Origin of the sequence: Pseudomonas sp. BF-R-26, from assembly GCF_019947395.1 — a bacterium.
GTDB lineage: Bacteria > Pseudomonadota > Gammaproteobacteria > Pseudomonadales > Pseudomonadaceae > Aquipseudomonas > Aquipseudomonas farris.
The window spans coordinates 14,087-38,120 of the sequence record NZ_JAGYGK010000011.1; the positions used below are offsets into that span (position 1 = coordinate 14,087).

At 56.4% G+C, this 24,034-nt stretch carries 18 protein-coding genes, 1 tRNA gene and 2 pseudogenes; 12 read left to right on the forward strand and 9 right to left on the reverse strand.

All coding sequences use genetic code 11. From position 1 onward, the window contains the following. Positions 1–71: 71 nt before the first annotated feature. The 3 genes and pseudogenes from KGB18_RS17495 to KGB18_RS30120 all read left to right on the forward strand — a co-directional run. Positions 72–1,385 (forward strand): MFS transporter, encoded by a 1,314-nt coding sequence (locus KGB18_RS17495; protein WP_223570286.1) that lies wholly within the window; start codon positions 72–74, stop codon positions 1,383–1,385. 208 nt (positions 1,386–1,593) lie between these two features. Then, positions 1,594–2,280: pseudogene (locus tag KGB18_RS30115) on the forward strand (PAS domain-containing protein); the annotation flags it as partial. Positions 2,281–2,388: 108 nt separating this feature from the next. Then, a pseudogene (locus tag KGB18_RS30120) lies at positions 2,389–2,820 on the forward strand (methyl-accepting chemotaxis protein); the annotation flags it as partial. 128 nt (positions 2,821–2,948) lie between these two features. Here the strand turns inward: KGB18_RS30120 and ggt are convergent. The 3 genes from ggt to KGB18_RS17520 form a co-directional block, all read right to left on the reverse strand. Next, a complete protein-coding gene (gene ggt, locus KGB18_RS17510) occupies positions 2,949–4,793 on the reverse strand; it encodes a gamma-glutamyltransferase (RefSeq protein WP_223570287.1) in 1,845 nt (614 codons plus the stop codon). A gap of 151 nt (positions 4,794–4,944) precedes the next feature. Continuing rightward, positions 4,945–5,021: transfer RNA gene (locus tag KGB18_RS17515), tRNA-Met, on the reverse strand. 116 nt (positions 5,022–5,137) lie between these two features. Beyond that, a complete protein-coding gene (locus KGB18_RS17520; protein ID WP_223570288.1) occupies positions 5,138–7,195 on the reverse strand; it encodes a methyl-accepting chemotaxis protein in 2,058 nt (685 codons plus the stop codon). 324 nt (positions 7,196–7,519) lie between these two features. Between KGB18_RS17520 and KGB18_RS17525 the strand changes: the two genes are divergently transcribed. The 3 genes from KGB18_RS17525 (at position 7,520) to KGB18_RS17535 (ending at position 9,591) form a co-directional block, all read left to right on the forward strand. Next, the gene (locus KGB18_RS17525) at positions 7,520–8,737 is read left to right on the forward strand and encodes an MFS transporter (protein WP_123719101.1); all 1,218 of its coding nucleotides are present in this window, start codon (positions 7,520–7,522) and stop codon (positions 8,735–8,737) included. A 124-nt stretch (positions 8,738–8,861) separates the two neighbouring features. Beyond that, the gene (locus tag KGB18_RS17530; protein ID WP_223570289.1) at positions 8,862–9,353 is read left to right on the forward strand and encodes a hypothetical protein; all 492 of its coding nucleotides are present in this window, start codon (positions 8,862–8,864) and stop codon (positions 9,351–9,353) included. 4 nt (positions 9,354–9,357) lie between these two features. Further along, positions 9,358–9,591 (forward strand): hypothetical protein, encoded by a 234-nt coding sequence (locus tag KGB18_RS17535; RefSeq protein WP_123719100.1) that lies wholly within the window; start codon positions 9,358–9,360, stop codon positions 9,589–9,591. Between the two features lie 530 nt (positions 9,592–10,121). On the opposite strand, the gene KGB18_RS17540 is transcribed toward KGB18_RS17535, so the two are convergent. The 6 genes from KGB18_RS17540 to KGB18_RS17565 all read right to left on the reverse strand — a co-directional run bounded on the left by KGB18_RS17540 (position 10,122) and on the right by KGB18_RS17565 (position 15,467). Beyond that, positions 10,122–10,805 (reverse strand): response regulator transcription factor, encoded by a 684-nt coding sequence (locus KGB18_RS17540; protein WP_123719536.1) that lies wholly within the window; start codon positions 10,803–10,805, stop codon positions 10,122–10,124. Positions 10,806–10,930: 125 nt separating this feature from the next. After that, positions 10,931–11,995 (reverse strand): hypothetical protein, encoded by a 1,065-nt coding sequence (locus KGB18_RS17545; protein WP_148710181.1) that lies wholly within the window; start codon positions 11,993–11,995, stop codon positions 10,931–10,933. Then, on the reverse strand, positions 11,982–13,190 hold the full coding sequence (locus KGB18_RS17550) for an SDR family oxidoreductase (protein WP_223570290.1): 1,209 nt from the start codon (positions 13,188–13,190) through the stop codon (positions 11,982–11,984). The genes KGB18_RS17545 and KGB18_RS17550 overlap by 14 nt, the downstream gene beginning before the upstream one ends. Then, entirely contained in the window at positions 13,187–13,621 is a 435-nt protein-coding gene (locus KGB18_RS17555; protein WP_123719533.1) for a hypothetical protein, read from the reverse strand. The genes KGB18_RS17550 and KGB18_RS17555 overlap by 4 nt, the downstream gene beginning before the upstream one ends. 24 nt (positions 13,622–13,645) lie before the next feature. Beyond that, the gene (locus KGB18_RS17560) at positions 13,646–14,575 is read right to left on the reverse strand and encodes a permease (protein WP_123719532.1); all 930 of its coding nucleotides are present in this window, start codon (positions 14,573–14,575) and stop codon (positions 13,646–13,648) included. A 43-nt stretch (positions 14,576–14,618) separates the two neighbouring features. Next, positions 14,619–15,467 carry a long-chain fatty aldehyde decarbonylase gene (locus tag KGB18_RS17565; RefSeq protein WP_123719531.1) on the reverse strand — a complete coding sequence of 283 codons (849 nt, stop codon included), beginning with the start codon at positions 15,465–15,467 and terminating at the stop codon, positions 14,619–14,621. A gap of 159 nt (positions 15,468–15,626) precedes the next feature. On the opposite strand from KGB18_RS17565, the gene KGB18_RS17570 reads away from it, so the two are divergent. The 6 genes from KGB18_RS17570 to KGB18_RS17595 all read left to right on the forward strand — a co-directional run bounded on the left by KGB18_RS17570 (position 15,627) and on the right by KGB18_RS17595 (position 24,025). Then, positions 15,627–16,505 (forward strand): phosphate ABC transporter substrate-binding protein, encoded by an 879-nt coding sequence (locus tag KGB18_RS17570; RefSeq protein ID WP_223570291.1) that lies wholly within the window; start codon positions 15,627–15,629, stop codon positions 16,503–16,505. A 30-nt stretch (positions 16,506–16,535) separates the two neighbouring features. After that, a complete protein-coding gene (gene pstC / locus KGB18_RS17575; RefSeq protein WP_123719530.1) occupies positions 16,536–17,432 on the forward strand; it encodes a phosphate ABC transporter permease subunit PstC in 897 nt (298 codons plus the stop codon). Continuing rightward, positions 17,429–18,304 carry a phosphate ABC transporter permease PstA gene (gene pstA, locus KGB18_RS17580; RefSeq protein WP_223570292.1) on the forward strand — a complete coding sequence of 292 codons (876 nt, stop codon included), beginning with the start codon at positions 17,429–17,431 and terminating at the stop codon, positions 18,302–18,304. Before pstC ends, pstA begins: the two co-directional genes overlap by 4 nt. After that, positions 18,305–19,159 (forward strand): phosphate ABC transporter ATP-binding protein, encoded by an 855-nt coding sequence (locus KGB18_RS17585; RefSeq protein WP_223570293.1) that lies wholly within the window; start codon positions 18,305–18,307, stop codon positions 19,157–19,159. It abuts the gene before it with no gap. A 131-nt stretch (positions 19,160–19,290) separates the two neighbouring features. Then, the gene (locus KGB18_RS17590; protein ID WP_223570294.1) at positions 19,291–20,802 is read left to right on the forward strand and encodes an AMP-binding protein; all 1,512 of its coding nucleotides are present in this window, start codon (positions 19,291–19,293) and stop codon (positions 20,800–20,802) included. A gap of 91 nt (positions 20,803–20,893) precedes the next feature. Beyond that, positions 20,894–24,025, forward strand: coding sequence for an outer membrane lipoprotein-sorting protein (locus tag KGB18_RS17595; RefSeq protein ID WP_223570295.1), 3,132 nt, complete (start codon positions 20,894–20,896; stop codon positions 24,023–24,025). Positions 24,026–24,034 lie beyond the last annotated feature (9 nt).

The window sequence follows — 24,034 nt, forward strand, 5'->3', positions numbered from 1 at the left end:
ACGGGTTGTCCACAAGCGCATTTGCGTAGACCATGGGCGCCTTGGTTTTTTGCCTGCCAGAGTTCTTTTCCATGACTGCCAACACAGATGCGCGCCCGGCGCCCTTCACCCGCTCGGACTACAAAACACTGGGGCTAGCAGCCCTTGGCGGCGCGTTGGAAATCTACGATTTCATCATTTTCGTATTTTTCGCGCTGACCCTCAGCCAACTGTTCTTCCCACCCGAAATGCCCGAGTGGCTGCGTCTGCTGCAAAGCTTCGGGATCTTCGTTACCGGTTACCTTGCGCGGCCTCTGGGCGGGATCCTGATGGCGCATTTCGCCGATAAATTGGGACGCAAGAAGGTTTTCAGCCTGAGCATCCTGATGATGGCGTTGCCATGCCTGCTGATCGGGATCATGCCGACCTACGCCCAGATTGGTTATTTCGCTCCACTGCTGCTGTTGGCCCTGAGGGTCCTGCAAGGCGCTGCGGTAGGTGGTGAAGTGCCGAGTGCCTGGGTGTTCGTCGCCGAGCATGCACCGGTCGGGCATCGCGGTTATGCCTTGGGTTTCCTGCAGGCGGGGCTGACCTTTGGCTACTTGATCGGAGCCCTGACGGCGACATTTCTGGCACAGACGTTCACCCCGGCGGAAATCCTTGATTACGCCTGGCGCTACCCGTTTCTCCTGGGCGGTGTGTTTGGCGTGATTGGTGTCTGGCTGCGTCGCTGGCTCAGTGAAACTCCGGTATTCATGGCTATGCAGGCCCAGCGCGAGGCTACTGTCGAACTGCCACTGCGCACAGTCCTGCGCGAGCACCGCCTGGCGATGTTGCCGGCGATGATTCTCACCTGCGTGCTGACCTCGGCCGTGGTGGTGTTCGTAGTCATTACCCCGACCATGATGCAAAAAACCTTCGGCATGACCGCCAGCCATACTTTCGCCCTGAGTGCTTTGGGCATCGTGTTTCTGAACATCGGCTGCGTACTCGCGGGGCTGCTTGTCGACCGCATTGGCGCCTGGCGCACGGTGATGCTGTATAGCCTGCTGCTGCCTTTGGGCATCGGCGTGCTTTATACCTGCCTGATCATTGAAGGCCAGTGGCTCGGTTTGGCCTATGCGGTGGCCGGCCTCGGTTGCGGGGTAGTTGGTGCGGTGCCATCGGTGATGGTCAACCTGTTTCCGGCGCGGATTCGCGTCTCGGGGATTTCCTTTACCTACAACATTGCCTACGCCGCCTGGGCCAGTATCACGCCGCTGCTATTGATCGGTCTGATGCCGTGGAGTCCATGGATCTGTGTGATTTTCTGCTCAGTGATGGGGGCGGTGGGCGTCAGCAGCGCAGCGTATTTCGGCGCGCGAGTACCGCGAATCGGGCGCTGTTCGGTAGCCGGCGCGGTATAAAGGTGATCGTGTTGCCACTATTTTTGTAGGACAACCCCGAAACACTCTTCAGAAAATATCCCCAAGGCCGATGGTTAGGCTGTATGCAGCTTTTTATCCCTGTCCATCGGTGCTTCCCATGTTCAACAAACGCTTGAAGCAGGAGCTGTCGGCTCTTCGCGAAGAACTCTCCAGCCTTCAGCAAGTCAAGGAGAGCCTGGACAGCGAGATGCTGGCCCTGACCCTTGATTCCGACGGCAGGATTCAATCGGTCAACCAGAACTTCATGGGTGAGATGCTCTACAAGGGCAGCGATCTGGTCGGCCGACACATCGAAGACATCGTCCCCGTCCATGTGAAATCTGACGAATTCCACCGCCGCTTCAAGACTGCGCTGACCCGTGGCGAGCACTTTGCCGGCACGGTTCGTTTATTGCGGGGCAATGGTGCCGAAGCCTGGCTGCGGTCGATCATGCAACCGGTGCGGTCCTCGAATGGCCGGATCAAACAATTCTCGATTTACTCCAGCGACCTGACGCGCACCATTGAGGCCTCCCGTGAACATGAAAACCTGATCGGCGCACTGGTGCGTTCGACCGCGGTCATCGAGTTCGACCTCAATGGCAATGTGCTGTCGGCTAACGAGCGGTTTCTCAATGGCATGGGCTACAGCCTGGCGCAGATCCAGGGCAAACATCACCGCACCTTCTGCGCGCCAGAGGATTACAACAGCGCCGAGTATCAGAACTTCTGGCGCCGTCTGAACGCCGGCGAGTTCGTGGCCGGCCGTTTCAAGCGTATTGATAGCCACGGTCGCGTGGTCTGGCTGGAGGCTTCCTACAACCCGGTGGTCGATGCCAACAACAAGCTCTACAAAGTGGTGAAATTCGCCACGGTGATCACCGATCAGGTCAATCAGGAGCAGGCCGTTGCCGAAGCGGCCAACATCGCCTACAGCACCTCGTTGCAAACCGACAACAGCGCCCAGCGCGGTACCACCGTGGTGACTCAAGCGGTAGACGTGATGCGTGACCTGGCCAAACACATGCAAACCGCTAGCGAAGGCATCGAGGCGCTGAACGAGCAATCAGTGGTGATCGGCACCATCGTCAAAACCATCAGTGGCATCGCCGAACAGACCAACCTGCTGGCGCTCAACGCGGCCATCGAAGCGGCTCGCGCGGGTGAACAGGGTCGAGGTTTTGCCGTGGTGGCTGACGAAGTCCGGCAACTGGCCTCGCGCACGAGCCAGGCGACCGATGAAATTGTCGGCGTCGTACGCCAGAACCAGGACATGGCGCGCAACGCCGTGGCCCTGATGACCGATGGCAAACTCCAGGCCGAACAGGGACTGGCGCTGGCGGCGGAGGCGGGCACAGTGATCGTCGAGATCCAGGATGGGGCGCAGAAAGTGGTGAGTGCGGTCGGGCAGTTTGCCAATCAGTTATCGACTTGATGCTATCTGTGCGGCATGAATAGCTCTAAAAAGGTCAGGCCTGCTTTTGCGGCTTGATCAGGCTAGGATTCTTCGCTAACAAAAAAGGCCTACCTCCCGGTAAGCCTTTTCTTATTCCTGCGTACGACTCAATCCCCCAACGCTTCCCCCTCGCGCCGTGGATCGGCCCCGCCGGCTAACGCTGCTTTGCCCTGCGCATCCTTGACCCGAACAATCGCCTGAGTCCCGCTGGTCATCTCGATCTCGTTCACGTTGTGTCCTTTGTCCTTCAGCGCCTGAATCAGCGCCGGGCTGAACTGCCCCTGTTCCAGTTCGGTCGGGCCGTTGCGGCTGCCGAAGTTGGGCAGGTTGATGGCCGCTTGCGGGTCGAGGTTCCAGTCGAGCAGGCCGATGGTGGATTTGGCCACGTATTCGATGATCTGTGAGCCGCCGGGGGAGCCGACGGTGGCCAGGAACTCGCCGCTCTGTCGGTCGAAGATCAGTGTGGGTGCCATGGACGAACGGGGGCGTTTACCCGGTTCGACGCGGTTGGCAACTTTTTGCCCGTTCTCTTCGGAGATGAACGAGAAGTCGGTCATCTGGTTGTTGAGCAGAAAACCCTGGACCATCAGGTGCGAGCCAAACGCTGCTTCCACGGTGGTGGTCATCGACACCGCGCCACCTTCGTCATCGACCGCCACCACTTGCGAGGTAGAGATGCGCAGTGGCGAGCGGTCCGGCGCATAGGCAATCTGAATCCCCGGCGGGGTGCCGGGTTTGGCCTGGCCCATGCTGCGGTCACCAATCAGCGCGGCGCGGCTGGCCAGATAAGTCGGGTCGATCAGACCTTTTACCGGCACGGGTACGAAGTCGGTGTCGGCGACATACTGCGCTCGGTCGGCGTAAGCCAGGCGCTCGGCTTCGGCGATCAGGTGCACAGCTTCTGGGGCTGGTTCGATGCCCGCCGGTTTGCTGGTCTTGACCGGTTTGAGTGGTGCCAGGGCAAAACGCGGGTCGCGGGATTCCAGCGCCTGCAAGGTGCCGAGAATTTGTGCCACGGCGATCCCGCCCGACGATGGAGGTGGCATGCCGCAGACCTGCCAGCGTTTGTAGTCGGTGCAAAGCGGCCCGCGTTCCTTGGCCTTGTAGCCTTGGAGATCGTTCAGCGACAGGCCGCCGGGGTTGGCGTGACCCTGAACCTTGGCGACGATCTCTTTCGCGATCGGACCTTTGTACAGCGCGTCGGGACCTTCCTTGGCTATGCGTTTCAACACTGCGGCGAGTGCCGGGTTCTTCAGCTGTGTACCGATGGCTTTCGGGCTGCCATCGGCGTTCAGGAAGTAGGCGGCCATGTCGGGTGAACGCTGTATGAACGCGTCTGCCGCGATCAACTGATGCAGTCGTGGCGAGATGGCGAAGCCTTGTTCCGCGAGTTTGATGGCGGGTTCGAACAACTTCGCCCACGGCAGGCGACCATGCTTTTGATGGGCCAGCTCCAGTGCCCGCAACACGCCCGGCGTCCCCACTGAGCGTCCGCCGATCTGTGCCTGGGTGAACGGCATCGGTTTGCCGTCGGCTTGCAGAAACAGTTTCTCGGTGGCGCCCGCCGGAGCGGTTTCGCGACCGTCGTAGGTGCGCACAACCTTGCCATCCCACAGCACAATCAACGCGCCACCGCCGATACCCGACGATTGTGGCTCGACCAGTGTCAACACCGCTTGCATGGCAATGGCCGCATCAATCGCCGAGCCGCCCTCACGCATCATCTGCCGTCCGGCTTCGGCTGCCAGCGGGTTGGCGGCTGCGGCCATGTGTTTGGAGGCGTATCGGGTCTGCAGGTCGGTGCGATAACCAGAGGCGATTTCTGGCGCGACTGGCAGGGTTGAGACTGACGGCGAAGAGGGCGGGGCACTGCACGCGGCGAGGGTTAAAGCGGTTGCGATCAGCGAAAAGGCTGACAGGCGATAGCGACTCAAGTGGAAGGCTGAGAACACGCGGAGCACTCCGTCCATGGGATAAAAGGTCCGGGGGACTTTATCGACCTGAGGGGAGCGACGCAAATCAGGTCCGCGGTCTTGAAACGAATACCACTTTTCTCGAGGCATAAAAAAACGGCCTACCTTTCGGTAAGCCGTTTTTAGTACTTGGTGGCTACACAGGGACTTGAACCCCGGACCCCAGCATTATGAATGCTATGCTCTAACCAACTGAGCTATGTAGCCAAGTGGCGCGCATTATTCACCTGGAACGAAGATGCGTCAAGCGTAAATTTAAAATATTTCTCCACACTTTCAACCGCTTATCCCGCTGACCCGAAAAATCGGGCCAAGGGAGGGCGTCAACCGAGCTGAAATCTCCCGGTATTCGCACTCAAAGCCTTGCTGCCCTGGCTCAAGGTGTCCGCAGCCAGATTCACCGCCCGTGCGCCTTCAAGTAAGCGCACCGCGGCCTGATCGACTTGCTGGATGTTGCCGCTGACTTCATCGGCAGTGCTCGCTTGTTCTTCGACAGCGGTGGCGATCTGCGCCAGGGTGTCGGTGACACTCTGCACCGCGCTGGCGATTTCCCCCAAGCGCTCGCCGAGACCGGTGACGGCTTGCGCATCCGATTGGGCTTGGCCGCAGGCGGCTTCCATCAGGCTTACGGCTTCATTGACGGTGCTGCGCAGGCTGTCGACGGTGCCGGCGATTTGCGCGGTGGAGGATTGGGTGCGTTGTGACAGGCTGCGCACTTCATCGGCTACCACGGCAAAACCGCGACCTTGCTCGCCGGCCCGTGCGGCCTCGATGGCGGCGTTGAGGGCCAGCAGGTTGGTCTGCTCGGCGACGCCGCGAATGGTATCGACCACCAATTGAATTTGCTGTCCTTGCTCGCTGACCCGGCCCAGTGCCGCCGCAGTGTCGTTCAAACGCTGATTGAGCTGCTGAATACTCGCTGTCGTGCGTTGGCTGTCACGGCTGCTGTCGGCGGCGATGCGCTGGGTGTGTTGAGCGCTGCCTGAGGCCTGTTCGCAACTCTGGGCGACCCCTTGAGAGGTCGCGGCCAGTTGCGTGGCTGCAGCGGCGATCTGGCTGATTTGCAATTGCTGAGCTTCGACTTCCCCAAGGGCACCGCTCGAGTGATGGTTGAGGGTGCGCACCGCGTTGCTCAGCTGCAAGGTCTCATGATCGACGCCCAGCAGGCTGTTGCGCAGTTGCACTACCGCAACGTTGAGGGCGGTGCTGATAGCAGCCAGTTCGTCGCGGCCCTGCACCGGTACTTGCAGGCTCAGGTTGCCGTCACGCAACGCTTCGGCCAGTAGGGTGATGCCGCTGGCGCTGCGACGGATCGAGGCCTGCAAACAGATGAACAGGTACAACGCGGCCAGCAGCAGGCAGCCAAAAACTGTCGCCACCAGGATGAACTGGCGGATGGCCGAGCCGTGGTAATAATCCAGTCGCTGATCCAGAGAAACCAACGATTGCTGGCGCAGCGAGGCGAGGTCGCCGAGGAGGGCGTCGAGACTGCGTTCAAAGTCTTCCGGCTTCAGGTTGATGCTGCCGCCGAAGACACCCTCGTCCAGCACTTTCAAACCGGCGTCCAGGTGTTTGAGGCTGTCGTGGTATTGCCCGGCCCAGGTTTGCAGGGCGCTGGGCAGGCGTGCTTCCAGCAGGCCAGCCGTTTTAACAAGCTGCTCCCGGGCATCGCCGATGCGGCTGCGCAAGTCCCGCAGTTGCAGGCGGCTTTGCAGGGTGAACTGCCCGGATACTACTGAGGCCTGACCGACGGCGGCGAGGCGTCCGACCCGTTCGATCAGGTCCGGTGCGTGTTGAGTGGAGATTTGCGTCAGCAGCCAGGTTTCCAGCCATGGGGCGAGGGTCAGGCGACTGTCCATGGCGATTTGTTCGCGCAAGGCTTGCAGGGCGCTCAAGGCATTGGTGAAGCGATCGTAACCGTCCGGCCACCAACCGACGCTGCTCAGGCTTTTCGAGTCCAGGCCGGTGAGGGCGCTTTGCAGGGCTTGATAGCGGGTGAGGGTTTGACCCTCGGCGCCTTCGGTTTTCAGGGCATTGCCCAGGTCCGTGGTGGCTTGGGCGACAGCCGGCTGAACCGCGTCGAACGCTGCCATCGCCGCGATGGTTGCGGGTGTCGGCTGGCGATTGGTTTCGGTGGCGCGCCAACGAGCGGCGCGGTCACGCTGGGCGGTGAGCAGATTGTCGAGCGCATCCAGGGCGAGCAATTGACGAACTCCGGCGCGTTCGCCGGAAATCAGGTTCAACTTGTCACGATAATCCTGACCGATCATCCACAGACTCCCCGCGAGTGGCAGGATAAACAGCAGAAACAGCAGCTGAAATTTGCGCGCGAAGCCGAAGCGCCCCAGTAGCCCGATCCCCGGTGATAAAAAAGCCTGCATGCCTCATGACTCCTCTGGACACCACGCACCATTGGCGTGCGTCGAGGTCATTGCGACCGCGACTTGTGCCCTGCTAAAAGGCCTCGAAAGTTCACCCTTGGTCCGCTCTGTAGGCCGACTCTGTAGCGAAACTTCCCATTCTCGGTTCCCTTTGTAAGGGGCCGCGTTGAAGCGGATAAACAAGGCAAGATTCAGACCATGGCTTTGCGCTATCACCTTCTTTTTTGAAGTCGTTAGCAGGCTAAGGGGATGGCGCTACTGCACCGAAAAATGGCACATTGACCGGCCTGCCAGTGCGCACCCATCCGCAGTACGGAAACTCTCATGGCTATCAGCAACACTCAGTCCGCCGCCACGTCGGCGCCCGCCGCTTCACAAAGCAGCCCGCTGGTCATGCGCATCATTGGCGCGGTGGCGCTGGCGCATTTGATCAACGACCTGATTCAGGCGGTATTGCCGTCGATCTATCCGATGCTCAAGGCCAGCTATGGCCTGACGTTTACCCAGATCGGTCTGATCACCCTGACCTTTCAACTGACGGCCTCGCTGTTGCAGCCATGGGTCGGTTACCACACTGATCGTCATCCCAAACCCTGGCTGCTGCCGGCAGGTACTGTCTGCACATTGATCGGCATTCTGATGATGTCTGTGGTCGGTAGCTTCCCGATGATTCTGCTGGCGGCGGGGTTGATCGGTGTCGGCTCATCGACCTTTCACCCGGAAGCTTCTCGTGTGGCGCGACTGGCCTCAGGCGGACGTTTCGGCTTGGCGCAGTCGACGTTTCAGGTCGGCGGTAATGCGGGCTCGGCTTTCGGGCCGTTGCTGGCGGCGGCGATCATCATTCCCTACGGTCAGGGTCATGTGGCCTGGTTCGGATTGTTCGCGCTGTTTGCGCTGTTCGTGCTGTATCGGATCAGTCGTTGGTACGCCAACCACCTGAACCTGTTCAAGCTCAAACAAGGTCAGGCAGCGACTCACGGCTTGTCGAAAGGCCGAGTGATCAGCGCACTGGTGGTCCTCGGGTTGCTGGTGTTCTCCAAGTATTTCTACATGGCCAGTCTCACCAGCTACTTCACGTTCTACCTGATTGAAAAATTCGACCTGTCGGTGGCCAGTTCGCAGTTGCACCTGTTCCTGTTTCTCGGTGCGGTAGCGGCGGGGACCTTCTTCGGCGGGCCGATCGGCGACAAGATCGGACGCAAGGCGGTGATCTGGTTCTCGATCCTTGGTGTCGCACCGTTCACCCTGATGCTGCCCCACGTCGATCTGTTCTGGACCAGCGTTCTGAGCGTGGTGATCGGTTTCATCCTCGCCTCGGCATTCTCGGCCATTGTGGTGTATGCGCAAGAACTGGTGCCGGGGAATGTCGGGATGATTGCCGGGGTGTTCTTCGGCCTGATGTTCGGTTTCGGCGGGATTGGCGCGGCGTTGCTTGGGCATCTGGCAGATGTCCACGGCATTGAGTACGTGTACTTCCTGTGTTCGTTCTTGCCGCTGCTTGGGGTGTTGGCGATCTTTCTGCCACGAACCAAAAAAGTCTGACCCGTACCGACCGGTATAGAGATTTGTAGTATTAAAGCGCGCTTGCAGCCGGGATTGCCGTTTGCGCAAATCACTGTCCTGATGGAAACTTCGCGCCTTTCTGGACTCGATAAGGACGCGAGCAGTGGAGTTTGACAGGAATCAATTTATCGCCAATCACGGCATTGTCTTCAGCGTCACCCGTTTCAGCGTCACCCCCAGTGACCGGGGTGGTCTCAGGACGCTCCATTTCGGGGAAGCGAAATCGGCCCATTTTGAGGTCAGCAGTTTGCTGGTCGAGCTGTATGACAAGATGCTCGCCAAAGACCTGCCCTGCGTGATGATGGTAGGTATCTCCAACCCGCTGACCCGAAAGCAAGGTGACCTGCTCAACGACCAGCGCATGAGTATTGCCAACATTACTGCCGGGATCTTTACAGCGGCTGGCTCTCGAGTGCCGATTATTGGTCTCGCCACCGGACCGGCGGCAGGCTATTTGGGCCGAGAGTTGGTGAAGAGCAAGTTACCGGCCTATCACGCTGGCGATGTCATCGTCAGTCTGGACGCTCAAGTCAGCGGCGGTATCGGACCGCAGCGCTCGGTGTCTTCCATGATCATCAAGTCCCAAGGGGCATAGGCCCATGAGTCTCTACAGTCAGTATGCGTTGGCCGGTCTGGGGATTGTGCTGTTGTACACTTGCATAAGGAGCTACGTACTCAGGAAATGGCTGGGTATTGCTCTGGTCGGTTTGGGCTTTGGTGTGATATTTGTGCTGCCGCCCTACATTGGCAGCATCGATGTCGGGATCTTTGCAATTGCGATAGTGGGGGCGGGGGCTTCGATGTTCTTCAATCGGAGTAAGTACCGAGTGTGAACATAACGGTGGCAGCGCCTGAAAAAGGAGCCGCCGTAGCCTTTGTTGTGCTGGTTTTATACGCGAAAAAAGAGGCACAAAAAAGCCGCGTCTAAACGCGGCTTTTTCTTGAGCGGGTGTTTACACGTTAAACCAGAAGTCACAGGGTATAAACCTTATAAAGTCTAGATTTCAGCACGGTTAAACAAGCTTCATACCCGGTTTAGCGCCCGGTTTTGGAAGCTGAGTATGACTTGGCTTTCACCGCGTTTGCGTTGCTCTCGGTACGCTGGGATACCTGACCAAGCATCGAAGTTCTTTTGCTGATAGGACCCTACTTGAAGCGACTAGATCGCGACCGGTCGCAGTCGACCCTGGCTGTGTAGAAACGCAGGCGTCATTTTGAAGACCGCGCTGTACGTAAGGACTGCCAGTCCTTGGTCAATCAGCGGACCTGAAATTCGCACAGGAACGCAGAACCGTTGCCGACTTTCGCAAAGATAACGGCAATGCCATTCGCAGCGTCTGACGGCAAATTGTAAACACCTGTATCAAATCGTTGCGGCAACTCTAAGTGCCAACTCTGTTCGGTTTGTCACTTCTGCCTTGCGGAACAACGTATGGATCTGATTTCGGACCGTATTTGGGCTTGAGCCTAATTCCCGGGCGATCTGCTTGTTGCTGATTCCGCTGGCTACTAGCTTCAGAATTTCAACCTCCCTGGTTGTAAACTGATACCAATCCAGCCCTGCGCCTATCTGCTCAAGTGGTACACAAGGTTGGAAATCGTCAGCTGCGTGAACTTGAGCAGCATGTTGAACTAGTAATGTGACTAGGCTTTTCGCAGTTTCAACGTTGTTCCAGCGCTTAGTCGAACTAATGACAGCAAAGAGAAGGTTGTTCTCGTCGAGTTGGGTGGCGTGGACGGCAAACCTTCTACCGAGGGTCGGTTCCTGTAGGAGCAAGCGACGTCCTATACAAGTGCATTTGCCGAGGTCTATCAAGGAAGGCGCTCTCACTGCAGCCCATAGGGCGAGCAGCGAAGCACAGTGGCTCTGCAGAGTTTCGGGCTCTTCGTGAATTTCGCCTTCGAGAAAGAGGATTTTCTTGAAGTGAACGGCGGGGCCATTCACAGAGGCGATACCAATGGCAGTGCAGTCCACGTCCAGGTCTAGAAAGGATGGCGTTCTGATGCTTGTTTGAAGCATTTGCCAACTGTTCCTGACGCTTTCCATATTCGCTCTCCCTGCCCGATGTAAGCACGTCAGGTGCCCAGTTCCAGGCACCTGATGCACTTTGGATTTCGATTATATGGCCAAATGGTATCCCTCGCGACAGGTGTCGGCCGATTGGTACTTGTCTAGCAACATCCGCTTTCTGTGGAGCAGCAAGCTGCTGCCTGAGCTCCTTGAAAAGGAGCCAGCCCTTTGGTCACCTTCGGATCTCGAAGAGCAGGAGTGTTGCAATCGAAAGGCGCGGCCTGACCCAGCGGTGGTTCGTTCATGCTGCGAAGTCCGAGGAAGGCTCCTTGGTAAGGAGCACGCATCATCAGGTCATATGTTTTTGCACATACAGCGACCCGCTCACCACGGCGATACGCATGTCCATCATCATCGTGCACTTCAAGCCAAGGACCGCGATAGATAACGGCCTGTCCTAACTCCCAGCATGGGCCTTGTTTACCTTTGTATGCCTTGACGGTGCACATGCGTACTTCAGCATCGCCAATTCTGTCGATAGCGCTTGCTGCTGTTGACGACCAATGGAAGGTGATGCCATGGAAGCCGGCTTGTTCGAACGCAGCTATCACGGCAGTTTCTGAAGGTAACCGAAGTGGCGCTCCGGCAGGTGCGGACCTGACGGTGTGGTGAGAGGTTAAAGGTTCATCGCTTACAAGTACTGCGCAGACCACGCAACCGGTTACGTTCAGAGCTCGGAATGCTTCCCCCAATACCTGTTTTTCATCCTCAGCATCCACACGGTTGAGGGTGAAGTCCATCAGGATTCGATTGGCCCAGCCATCAGAAACAGCGGGCGAACGCTCAACACCAAATCGCAGTTTCTCCTCCAATGCGATGTAACCATCGATGTCACGAAGTAATGCGCCCTGGAGTAGTGGCTCAATAACGTTGGCATCACGTGACAAATCAGAAAGTGCCATTAGGCGCACGCTGCGAGCGTTGTCCATCATCGCAGCGCTTTTGCGTAGTCGTCGTGGATCGCTATCAGCGATGATTAGTTCGCCGCGCATCTTATCTACACACATAGACAGCAATTCAGAATACGCACCTCCCCACCAAAGGATATGAGGTGTGGAGTCAGAGTGCTCATCAGTCTCGAGAGCGCCGTTCACTATAGCTGCGGTGTGGATCAATTCACGTTGCCAAGGTTCCAGTCGAAAGGCCGCGGTATCAAGCATGTTCATTGGCAGAAACGTCCCAGGCATCGAGGTGATCACGGTACTCCGTGCGAGCAGGCAGGTCCGCGCCGAAGCGCTCAAGGTACCGTTGGATGGGTTGAGAGGAACGTATAAATCGGTCTTGGCAGATCTGCAGTGTGCTCAATGTCGTTTCAGTGAAGTTCAACCCACGCTGGCTCAGAACCTTGAGCCACTGACGGTCGAACTGCCAAGGGTAGGCACCGATCTCGAGGTTGGTCTGAGCGAACGTCAGGTAACCTCGCTGGCGAATGTTGATGGCCTTCAGATCAACCGCTTGGAGGCTGTCGTAGAAAATTACGGTCTTGGGGCGCGTGACTTCGCAGAACAGCCGCCATAGGTCTTTCATCGACGGACTGGTCTGATCGTCAACGACCAGGTTGACGTATTCACCTTCGGGTACCCACCGAAATACGCTTGCGATGCTTGCTTGGAAAACGTCCTGGTGCAGGAGATTGAGCGCTTGGTCCGTAGCGACTGTATGCAGTTCGGCATGATGGCGATCGGAGAGCAGCCTTTCGATACCCATCCATTGTTGATAGAGGCCATAGCGCTTACCGCTGTAGCGACCATCAGCAGAGCTACCAATCACAATTGATGGTCTGACAACAAGGAATGGAATGCCGCATTCAGCAACTACGCGCTCAGCTGCCCGCTTGGTCAGCGTGTAGTTGGTAGGATCGCTCGGCGGCTCGTTCAGCGCCGTTTCTGGCACTACACCTCCAGAGTAGCCAGCGGAGTAGGCCGTGGAAACGAAGATAAAGAAGCTCACTCCCGCTTGTTTGGCCGCGATAGTAAGCCTTGCAGTGAAATCGACGTTCAGAGCTTGCAGCGCCTCATTATCGAAGTAATCGAGGCAACCTGCGCAGTGGATTACCGTGTCCACATTTCCTGAGCGAAGCATACTCTCCAGCAGCTCTACCGATGCCGTTTCAGCACCCTGCCAGTGAACAGTGGTCACCTTTTTCTCGAGTTCGTCAGCACTTCTTCCCAATGCCAGAAGCTCACGCTGCACTTCTTCTGGAATACCAACCTTATGGTCACCTCGCCTGGTCGGGATGACCAAGTGATCTGCCCAGTCATCGCTAAGCACTTGAGCGGCCATGAGTGCCCCGAGGAATCCCGTACCTCCTGTTAGGAAGACGCGTTTTCCGTGGCGTGGGGTCTGGAGAGGCGTTTTCATCGAACCTCTCCACTCGTGAGATCAAGGTTAGTTTCAGAAGCTGCAACCAGTGCGTTATGAATCATCGCTTGGTCTGGCACTCCACCGTAGGAGACCAGAGTCTGGTCAACAATGACGATCGGGAATGCACTCAGACCATGAGCCATGAACAGCTCCGTGACTTGCTGGGCTACCGCGCCTTCTTTTGCGTTCAGCTCTGCGGATAGCCTCGGAAGGATCGATTGCGCAGTAGTCACGGTAATCGTGAGGACCGGCCAGTCCAGCTTGGCCTGCGTCAATGCGTTACGTGCAGCCGCTTCGATCTGTTCGTCAACCTGCGTAGTGCCTGGCATACAGCAACTTGCAGAGAGCACCACGATAGCTTCGGGCCCCAATGCGCGTTTGACTTGGGTGATATCTGCGTCCGAAGTCTTTTTGAAAAAATTGAGCATGTCTTGCCCTCTTTATTTAGATGGTTACAGCACAAGTGCAACAGCCAGGCCAAGGACCAGAGCGCAAACAATGACTGTTAACGTGTGGGCTATCACCAGTGGGAGTTTGAAAAGCCTGAACAGCAGCATGATCTCGGGAGGGCTTGTGCCGATTGCCGCCACCAGAAAGGTCACAAGCGGTCCGACTGGAAACCCTTTCTCGATTAGGGCAAATCCGATTGGCAGTGCTGCTATGGGAGAGATGTACAGTGGTACGCCGACTAAGGCGCATGCCAGATACAGCCAGCCGGCCGGTAGCCGATCGACGAGGCTCATCAGTGTGTCTTTCGGTACGGCACCGTAGATCAAGCCTCCGATGAACAAACCGATCAGCAGATACGGTGCAACCGTCCGCAACTCCTGCCTCGCTGCAAGCCAAGCGAATCGACTCGCAGGTTGCCAACCGGGCCAAGTTCGAATCCCCTGGCCCAGGAAGGCGGCACTGCTCTTGGGGGCAGGTGCTATCGTCACATGTCTTGCCAGTCCGAGCCTTCCTGCTACCACACCAGCAGCGGAAGTCAGGGCCAGGCCGCCGATGATGAAAACAGCGCCAGGGACAAAACCCACAGTGAGGAACAGCAGAATAAACACACCCTCGTTCACTACTGGCGAGGCCACCAGAAAAGCGAAACTGGGCACGAAGCCAACGCCTGCCCTGAGCATGCCGCTCAGCACGGGAATCGTGGAGCAGGAGCAAAAGGGCGTAATGACGCCCCCAACACTGGCGGCAAATGCCGACCGCCAGCCCGAGGACCCAAGCAGCGAGCCTTGTGTCGCTTGAAAGGGCATACGTTGTTGCAGCATTACCACAAACCAGGTGACCAGCAGGAAAAGCCCAATGAGCAGGGCACCGTCCATGAGCAGAAACTCGAAGAAGGCTTGAATACCCTGCGTTAAGGTTGTGTTATCGGACATATGAGCTCCGCCGGTACTGATGAGAGCGGGCTGATGCAACGCGTCAGGCGTTGGCCAGCCCAGCGTTCATTGACGGGGTGCCGCCATAGGTTTGCATCGACTCGATCAGTGCCGCTGTGACAACCGGATCGAAGTTCGCCTTATCGAGGGTTTCTACGTAGGTGTCCAAAGCTTCGATGCGAATTTCGTCGATGTCGGTCTTCAGATCACCAAGTGAAAGAGCACCGCAGTCAATGTTCAGTCGGTCGCAGAGGAAGTGGCAACTGGTGCTCACCATGCTGAACAGCTCTGGCATTACACGATGGTGGGCCCATTTAAGGCTCTCATGAACACCTTCTGGGTCTTTGGCGATCAGGCCACGGATACGTGCCAGGCCGATTTCCAGATGTTCCAGCTCGTCTTCCAGGATCTTTCCGGCCAGTGCTGAAGTGTCCGGATCGCCCTGGCGCTGCAGGGTGCGGTACAGCACGATGGCCATGGTTTCGGTCATCAGGTCCTGAATGATCAGGCACGCAGCCAGGTCCTTGTTTTGAACAGCAGTACTGAAGTGGCGGCGGATATTGAACCACTGCGGCTCCACGATCTCACGCATCACGATGTAGTCGTGGCGCTTGCCCAAGCTGGCCAGCATCAGAATATGTTTTGATTCTTCGTAGGCTTGTTTGACGGTTTCGATCTTACTTTCGGTATCTGGCATCAACGGCACCATTTCCGAATAGTTCTCTACCGCCATCACCTCTCCAGCGATTGCGTTGGAAGCGATGTACGCGATCAGGTTGAAATATCCGTCGCTTTTGTTGTGCTCAGTGCTCAGTTCTTCTCGACGGTTTACAGCACGTAAGTCGACTGGTGCGCGTTGATTTGGCTGTGTGCCGGCAGAAACTTCGTTCATTTTTATATCCTCCCATTAGGCTCAAGGACATTCCCTTGCCGCGGCAATTGTCGGGAGGCTGCTGGCGTACTGCCATAGTACATAGCTTCTATTCAAAGTTCGGTCCGTTCCGCCTTACGATTAGTCAGATATTGACGCATCGGTCACTCGATGTGTCCCATGGAAATCGGGGAAGAAATGAATACAAGAACCTGGACGGCCCGGCACGTTGGCGTGCCTGCGCTGTGGATGCTGGGTGCGTTGCTCTGCCTGTCAGGCTGCAATCGTGAGACGGATCAAAAGACTGAAGCCAAAGCCGTGCGTGTCAGTGTTGTGGGGGCTAGTACTATCGCACCGCTGATAAGTGAACTGGCCAAAGCTTACGAGCGAGAGCATCCGGGCATTAGAATCGAGGTCCAGGCAGGCGGTAGTGCTCGGGGGATTATGGATGTGCGCAGCGGCACGGCTGTGCTTGGCATGGTCTCCCGTGAGCTCAAACCTGAAGAGCGGGATCTGCAGCATGCGCTGATTGCCAAAGATGGCATCGGCATGATCGTTAATAAAAGCAACCCGATCACTGGTCTGACAAAAGAGCAGGTTGTCGGAATCTACACAGGCCGGATCACCAATTGGAAAGACGTGGGGGGAGACGATTCGCCTATCACCGTCGTGAGCAAGGCAGAGGGGCGATCTACCCTGGAAATTTTCAGTGGTTTCTTTGGTATTCCCTACAAAGATATCCGCGCCCACGTGATTATTGGAGACAACCAGCAGGGTATTCAGACTGTTGCTGGCTCTCCCGCTGCAGTCGGTTACGTGTCCATTGGTTCGGCTGAGTATGAAGCCGATCAGGGCGCCGCAATTCGGCTAATCCCTTTAGGAGATCAGATTCCATCGACAGCAGCGGTTGCGTCGGGCGAGTACGCGATCAGTCGGGACCTGAATCTGGTTTACAAAGCGCCTCTCACAGAGCCGGTTCAGGACTTCCTGGCGTTTGCCCGCTCCAATGAAGCTGCAGCCTTTGTTACTCGCATGTACTTCATTCCGGTGGCGAAATGACGGCCAGGCGCTGCTGATCAGGCTCTCTTCATGACTTTATTGACAGATGAGGTGGTCGCGAAGGTCCATCCCACGAAGCTGCGTGGATGGGCGTTCTGGTCGGCCATGTCCATGCTCGCTCTACTAGGCGCGGCAATCGTGTTTTTGATCGTCGCTTTCTTGTTGAGTGAAGGTTTCCCACTGATCGCGCAGGGAGGGCCTATAAGATTCTTTACGGACGAAGGGTGGTGGCCGCGGGACGCTAGCTTCAACATGACCCCAATGGTATTGGCGAGTCTTTACCTGACCATTGGTGCGCTTGTCGTTGCAACACCACTGAGCCTGGCCATTTCGCTGGTCACGACTTTCAAAGCGCCCGCGCGGCTTGCTCGCGTGCTGCGCAATCTAGTGGAGCTCAGTGCTGCAGTGCCTACCGTGGTCTACGGACTTTGGGGCGTCAGTTCGATCGTTCCGATAGTGAACATCTGGAGCCCGCCAGGTGCGAGTTTATTGGCCGGTGTCCTCATTGTTGCACTGATGATCATCCCAACGATCACGGTGTTGACCCAGTCGGCACTTCAGACGGTGCCGACAGATTATGTCCAGGGAGCCACTGCGCTGGGTGTTTCAACCAGCCAGACATTGCTTCGTATTGTTATTCCTGCTGCCAGGCAGGGCATTTTTTCCGCAATGGTACTCGGTGCTGCCCGAGCAATCGGCGAGACAATGGTGGTGTTGATGGTCTGTGGCAACATTGTGCAGGTACCGACTTCACTGTTTGATCCAGTACGAGCGTTGACTGCGAACATTGCCTTGGAAATGCCCTACGCGATGGGGGATCACCGCGCCTCCCTGTTCGTAGCCGGGCTGCTGATGTTGCTGTTGGTCAGCGCGTTGGTTGCTGTGGGCGAGTGGGTCGGTATGCGTCAGAGGAAGATGATCTCATGAGGCGCTTCCAAGTGTTCAGTTTCGACTTCCGGGATTTTGTCTGGACCTTCGTGATGTATGGTCTGACGTTGACTGCAGTTGCGATGCTCCTGTGGCCGCTGCTAACGGTGTTCGGTAACGGACTTCAGGTGCTGAGCTGGGACTTTCTGTTGGCGAGCCCGGAAGATGCAGGCCGCAGCGGGGGGATCGCACCAATTCTAGTGTCCACCCTGGGAATTGTGTTGGTCAGCTTAACGGCCGCCTTGCCCTTAGCGTTTGGCGTCGCGGTAATGTTGACTGAAGGTTTTAATCCCGCAGGTTGGCCGGCTACGATACTGCGCTGCAGCCTCGACATTCTGGCGGGCATTCCTTCGGTCGTGTTTGGATTATTTGGACTCAGCCTGTTCTGTAGGCAATTGGAATTGGGATATTCAATTCTGGCCGGCGGGCTGACCTTGGCCTGCATGATCCTGCCCACTTTGGCGCGTTCACTGGCATTCTCCTTAGAGTCCGCGGGTGTTGCCCATCGCGCTGGCGGAGCAGCGCTCGGCCTCTCGAAACAGTCAGTTTTATGGCATGTGATGGTACCGGTAGCACTGCCTGGCATATGCGCAGGTGTTGTGCTCGCGTTGACCAGAGCCCTGGCGGAAACTGCTGTACTGCTCTTCACCAGCGGCTATTCCGACAGGATGCCCGAATCGGTTCTCGATTCCGGGCGCAGCGTCTCTGTTCATATTTATGACCTATCGACCAATGTGCCGGGCGGTACCCCTAACGCTTATGGCTCGGCCCTGGCGCTGCTGCTGCTTTTGGCCCTGCTCAGCTTCACTGTGCATGCCTTAACTCGTTGGATGCAGCGACGTATGACTGGCAACACGACACGGAGTCTCTGAATGATGATCAACGACAATAGAGCAATATCGCTTGAACCGTTTGTACGAGCTGCATCAAGCGTGCACGGGACGGTTACTCACTTGAGTACTGCTGCGCAAGGGCATATCGATATCCAAGACCTCTCCGTGAGTTATGGCAAGCGCACAGTCGTTGAGGGAGTGACGTTGAGCGTTCCGCGCAATTCAGTCACCGCACTCATCGGCCCATCAGGGTGTGGGAAGTCGAGTTTGTTGTATTGCATCAACCGCCTGAACGATCTTGTGCCAGGCTGCTCGGTAGAAGGCTCGATCAACTTCAGCTGGATGGACAATAAGCATCTGGCAAAAAACTCGACCCAGTTGCGGCGTCAGGTTGGGATGCTGTTTCAACGTCCCAATCCATTTCCATTTTCGATTCGCAAGAACCTTGAGTTCGCGCTCAGGCAGCATGGCATTAAAGCGCAGGCCGATATCAATAGTCGTATTGAGTCGTCATTACGGGAAGTGGGGTTGTGGGACGAGGTTCATGATCGTCTCGACAGTTCGGCCATCGCGTTGTCCGGTGGGCAGCAACAACGACTGTGTCTTGCTCGGGCGCTGGTTTTGGATCCAGATGTTTTGCTGATGGACGAACCATGCAGTGCTCTAGATCCGATCTCGACTCAAAAAATTGAGACGTTGATTCTGAGCCTGGCTCAGCGACGAACGATCATTCTTGTGACCCATAGCCTAAGTCAGGCACGACGTGTAGCAGACCAGGTAGCAGTTTTTTGGAAGCTGGAGGGGGTGGGCAAGCTGATTGAATGTGGCAAAGCAAGGGATGTGTTTGATCGGCCGCGCCATGAGTTGACTCAGACCTATTTGCAGTTTGCTTGAATTGAGCGACAGGCACGTTGTAGCGCCATGGTACATCGGTTCCATTGTGGGGTGAGTGCGGCGATTTCTACTATGGCCGCATGAACAAATACTCTTCTAATACCGTGCAGTACCCAACTGCGAGAGTGCAAATGCTCTCGCTTCATGTCCATGACCTGCTCAAACATGCCGCACAGGTGCATGCAGCGGCAACGGTAACTTCTGTATCTCTAGAAGGCGCGGTTGAAACTCAAACCTATGCTCAGTTGGCAAAAGCTGCGAATAACTGCGCCATAGAGCTTCACGCCATGGGGCTTCGGTCCAGAGATGCAGTTGTCAGTTTTGGCTTTAGTTCGCTCAATCAAATGGCTTGGCTATACGCAGCGCTAAGCCAAGGCGTGGTAACCCATTTTCTGAACCCTCAGCATCGTGCGGAAGATCTAGGTCATTTTCTTCAGCAGGTGCGACCCGGCATGTTGCTGCATGATGCGGCTACAGCGAGTGCTGCCCAGGCATTCGCAGCATTGGTTCCTGGTACTCCGCTACGCGCTATGACCCAGCTTGGCACTGGAAGTGGAAGGGAATACACCACTACTGAGTTTGCGGAAGATACCTTATCCCATGTCTGCTACTCATCCGGGACCACAGGGGTTCCGAAGATCGTTGAGTACACGCACCGTTCAACAGTGTTGCATGCCTGGGCCTGTGCCTTGCCCGACGCGATGGGGTTGAACAGTGCCGATCGGGTTATGCCTCTCATGCAGAATTTCCACGCTAGTGCATGGGGCGCTCCTTTTGTTTGTCCGCTGGTCGGTGCGTCGTTGGTGCTTGTACCACCGCATCGCGATCCTGCGCAGTGGTTCCAGTGGATCGAGGAGCATCGGATCACGGTCTTGGGGGCAGTCTCCGCACATTGGCTAGCGCTCGTCCGATACATGCGAACCAGCGGATTGAGCTTCAGCACCCTGCGCCGCACAGTTGTCGGTGGTACTCGACTACCTTTTGATGTTGCTCAGTTCATCCAGGAAAAGCTTGGCGTTGAGGTATGCCATGCCTGGGGAATGACTGAGACATCACCATTGGCCACTATCGAGCGCTTCGATAGCAGCAAGGTCTCTCTGCGTCACGGCAAACCTGTATTTGGAATTGAGTTGGCCGTGCAGTGCAACGGTGTTTGCTCGGCGGAGGGGACTGGTGAGCTGATGGCCCGTGGGCATTGGGTTGCCCACAGCACAGCAAATAGCAGTAGTTGGCTGGCAACCGGGGACTTCGCGACGCTGCACGAAAACTCAGAATTAGAGGTCATCGATCGCATGGAAGATTCGTTGATCTCCGATGGTATTCCCCTCAGTTCAGCCCTTGTGGAGCATCAGGCTCGATTGGTTCCAGGTGTTGCAGATGCAGCATTGCTGGTCACCGATGTTGCCAGCGGCCGGAGCGTGCTTGCCTGGGTGGCCATGCCTGAGGTCGATACCGCTTCAGTAACTGTCGAGCTCGAACAAATCCTTTCCAAGACCTTCAACGGGTGGCGTCCGACGCAATACATCGTGGTGGATGCGTTTCCGTATACAGCGTCTGCAAAGGTCCAGAAACACCTTCTCAAAGATCACATCGCTCGGCTTCACGATGACGACGTGGCTTTAACTCCTAATTCCTCCTGCTGATGCCTGACTTATGACGCAAATAACGAAAACCGCAGCGGTAGATTCTGTTCACGAAAACTCCAGCAAGAGCTCATTGCCCTTGGAGCAGTATGTGACTTGGGTGGTCGATCATCGGCGCTGGGTTATCGCCCTTGTGCTGGCTCTATCAGCGTTCTTCGGCTTTTTTGCAGCCAAACAACAAGTCATTATCAATCCTGCCGCGGTTGTCCCGCAGAGCCATCCATACATAAAGGCCACCAACACCATCGAGAGAATCTTCGGATCAAAGTACCTCGTGGTAATAGGACTGACACCAACCCAGGGCGATGCACTGCAGCCGCAAGTGCTCGAAGCCGTAAAGCGCATTACGGACAAGCTATATGCCGCGCCATCGGTTACCAAGCAGACTCTACTTAGCCTCTCATCGCGGCAGGCCAAGAGTATCCGTGGTAACGCCGAAGGGTTTGAGGCAAAGCCTCTGCTCGATGACCAGATCCCCACGACAACCGATCAAATTAGTGCGTTAAGGTCGGCCATTGAAGCCAACCCGGTTTATCGAGACACGGTTATCTCCAGCGACTGGCGAACCGCTACGATCATGCTGGAGTTGAAGGAGAACCCTAACGGTTTCGGGGCGATGCTCTCGGATGTTCATCAGATTCTGAGCCAGGAGAATACGCCAGGCGTCGAGATTTCCTTGAGTGGGAATCCGGTGTTCCTGCACCAGGCTGAGGTTTTTGCAGATCGAATCAACTGGTTGTTCCCCATCGCGGTGCTGGTGATTGGCTTGCTGCACTACGAAGCCTTCCGTACCCGTCAGGGACTGATTCTTCCCTTGGTCACAGCGTTGCTCTCGGTGGTCTGGGGCGTCGGTATCATGGGATTGATGAAGGTGCCTATGGACATCTTCAACTCGCCTACACCAATCCTTATTCTTGCTGTTGCGGCTGGGCACGCCGTTCAATTGCTCAAGCGCTACTACGAACACTTCATCGAATTGGTCAACGGGCAGCACATGGCCCCAGAAGTGGCTAACCGGCTGGCGACGATTCAATCGCTTGCTGCCGTGGGGCCCGTTTTGGTGATCGCCGGTGGTGTCGCAGCTTTGGGTTTCTTCTCGTTGGTAGTGTTCGAGCTTGAAACCGTCCGGGCCTTCGGCATTTTCACTGGCATTGGCATCCTCGCCGCAGTGCTGCTGGAGTTCACTTTCACTCCGGCAGTTCGTGCCAGTCTGAAACCACCATCGGCGGCACAGATTGATACCGAGACCAAGCCGCGTATTTGGGATCGCCTGAGCGCTCGCATTGCTCATTTGGTGATCACGCCGCGTAGCCGTGGGTGGATCCTGGTGGCTTTCGTCGTACTGATAGGTGTTGCGATTTCTGGCTGGCCCAAGGTGCATGTCGATAACTCGAGCAAGAGTTTCTTCTCGGACTCACTGCCATTACAGCGGGACGATAACCTGCTGAACGCACAGACTGGCGGCACCAACGTTCTGTATGTAATGGTCGACACAGGGCAGGCCGATGGAGTGAAAGATCCACAGATCCTGAATGCTATTCGGGAGCTCCAGGCTGATGCCGCGAAGCGCTCGATCGTGGGTAAGACCTTGTCCATCGATGACTTTCTCCAGCGCATGCACGGCGCTGCATCTGGGGACACTGGTGCTATTAATCCACTACCTGATGATCGAAATCTGATCGCCCAGTATCTGTTCCTTTACTCGATGTCTGGCGACCCGGAAGACTTCTCGGCGCATGTCGATTATGACTACCAGCGAGCGAAGATCTCGATCATGTTGCGGACCAACAGCAACGCTGAAATTGATCGGCTGGTCAACGAGCTGCGTGAGGTTGCGAACCAGCGCTTCCCCAAAAATGTAACGGTTTCGTTCGGCGGGGAGGTGGCGCAGACACTGGCAGTAACCGATGTAATGGTGCACAGCAAACTGCTGAACATCGCGCAAATTCTCGGTGTGATTCTTGCGGTATCAGTTATTGCATTCCGTTCGTTCACCGCAGGCCTACTGGTGCTGTCGCCGCTAGTTGTGGTCCTTTCGCTGGTCTTCGGCGTAATGGGCTACTTCGGTGTCCCTCTGAACATTCCCAACTCGTTGATCTCTGCCATGGCGGTAGGGATTGGCGCTGACTACGCGATCTATCTGATATACCGCATTGGTGAGTACACAGCCCAGGGCAAGGCCTTGCCTCAGGCCGTCGAAATGGCAATGAAAACCGCTGGTAAAGCCTGTCTGTTCGTTGCCACTGCTGTGGCGGGTGGCTATGCCGTCCTCATGTTCTCCTACGATTATAAGGTTCATATGTGGCTTTCTACTTTCATCGTGCTGGCTATGCTGGCAAGTGTGTTGGCAACTCTGACCCTCATTCCGAGCGCCATTCTGACCTTCAAACCAGCATTCATTTTCCAGCGTCGCTCGGGTGATCGTGGCGCAGTGCTGTTGATCATCCTTGCTGCTATCGGCTTTCTGACTTACTCACAGATAGGTTGGTCTGCAGAGCTGGAGGCGAAGCAAATCATGGAGCGCAATGCTGCTGTAACTCGCTTCAGCACTTCCACGGCGGATGCAGAGTTTGTGCTGCAGACCAAAGATGGTGGTAAGCGCGTTCGCAAGTCGAACATGGCGTCGAAACTTCAGGAGAATGGGCAAGACACCATGCGTCTGGTTCGCTTCGAGGCGCCGGCAGACATTCGCGGGACCACGACTTTGCTTGTTGAACGCTCGGCCCAGGATGACGATATGTGGGTATACCTGCCGGCGATGAAACGTGTGCGTCGCCTGGTAGCCTCGAACAAAAAAGACAGCTTCATCGGTACTGACTTTAGCTATGGCGATGTTATGGGGCACAAGGTCGGCGACTGGAAGCACACCTTGCTCAGTCAGCAGGTACGTGAAGGTGTTGAGCATTACGTCATTGAGTCGGTACCCGTTGAGGATAACGTTCGCACTAACTCGGGATATGCCAAGCGCGTGACTTGGGTGCGCAAGGACAATTTCGCCACGACTTACGTGGAAGCCTCGGATGTCAGTGGACAGCCTTACAAACAGTTCTCCTTCGCGGACATCCAGTTGGTTGATTCAGCGAATGGACAGTGGCAGCCAATGAAAACCGAGGGCAAGAACCTACAGAGTGGGCATACCACTACGATTACTTTCTCCAACTTCAAGGTCGGCGATTCGCTGAGCGACAGCCTCTTCTCCGCGAACAACATAGCTGCCAAATAAGGAGAGGAG

What these genes read in the sequence shown, in the direction of transcription:
- KGB18_RS17540 (WP_123719536.1), bottom strand. Translation starts at nt 10,805, where the DNA reads ATGGAAAGCGTCAGGAACAGTTGGCAAATGCTTCAAACAAGCATCAGA.
- KGB18_RS17495 (WP_223570286.1), top strand. Translation starts at nt 72, where the DNA reads ATGACTGCCAACACAGATGCGCGCCCGGCGCCCTTCACCCGCTCGGAC.
- KGB18_RS17590 (WP_223570294.1), top strand. Translation starts at nt 19,291, where the DNA reads ATGCTCTCGCTTCATGTCCATGACCTGCTCAAACATGCCGCACAGGTG.
- pstA (WP_223570292.1), top strand. Translation starts at nt 17,429, where the DNA reads ATGAGGCGCTTCCAAGTGTTCAGTTTCGACTTCCGGGATTTTGTCTGG.
- KGB18_RS17520 (WP_223570288.1), bottom strand. Translation starts at nt 7,195, where the DNA reads ATGCAGGCTTTTTTATCACCGGGGATCGGGCTACTGGGGCGCTTCGGC.
- KGB18_RS17555 (WP_123719533.1), bottom strand. Translation starts at nt 13,621, where the DNA reads ATGCTCAATTTTTTCAAAAAGACTTCGGACGCAGATATCACCCAAGTC.
- KGB18_RS17585 (WP_223570293.1), top strand. Translation starts at nt 18,305, where the DNA reads ATGATGATCAACGACAATAGAGCAATATCGCTTGAACCGTTTGTACGA.
- KGB18_RS17560 (WP_123719532.1), bottom strand. Translation starts at nt 14,575, where the DNA reads ATGTCCGATAACACAACCTTAACGCAGGGTATTCAAGCCTTCTTCGAG.
- KGB18_RS17570 (WP_223570291.1), top strand. Translation starts at nt 15,627, where the DNA reads ATGGAAATCGGGGAAGAAATGAATACAAGAACCTGGACGGCCCGGCAC.
- KGB18_RS17550 (WP_223570290.1), bottom strand. Translation starts at nt 13,190, where the DNA reads ATGAAAACGCCTCTCCAGACCCCACGCCACGGAAAACGCGTCTTCCTA.
- KGB18_RS17565 (WP_123719531.1), bottom strand. Translation starts at nt 15,467, where the DNA reads ATGAACGAAGTTTCTGCCGGCACACAGCCAAATCAACGCGCACCAGTC.
- KGB18_RS17535 (WP_123719100.1), top strand. Translation starts at nt 9,358, where the DNA reads ATGAGTCTCTACAGTCAGTATGCGTTGGCCGGTCTGGGGATTGTGCTG.
- pstC (WP_123719530.1), top strand. Translation starts at nt 16,536, where the DNA reads ATGACTTTATTGACAGATGAGGTGGTCGCGAAGGTCCATCCCACGAAG.
- KGB18_RS17545 (WP_148710181.1), bottom strand. Translation starts at nt 11,995, where the DNA reads ATGAACATGCTTGATACCGCGGCCTTTCGACTGGAACCTTGGCAACGT.
- KGB18_RS17525 (WP_123719101.1), top strand. Translation starts at nt 7,520, where the DNA reads ATGGCTATCAGCAACACTCAGTCCGCCGCCACGTCGGCGCCCGCCGCT.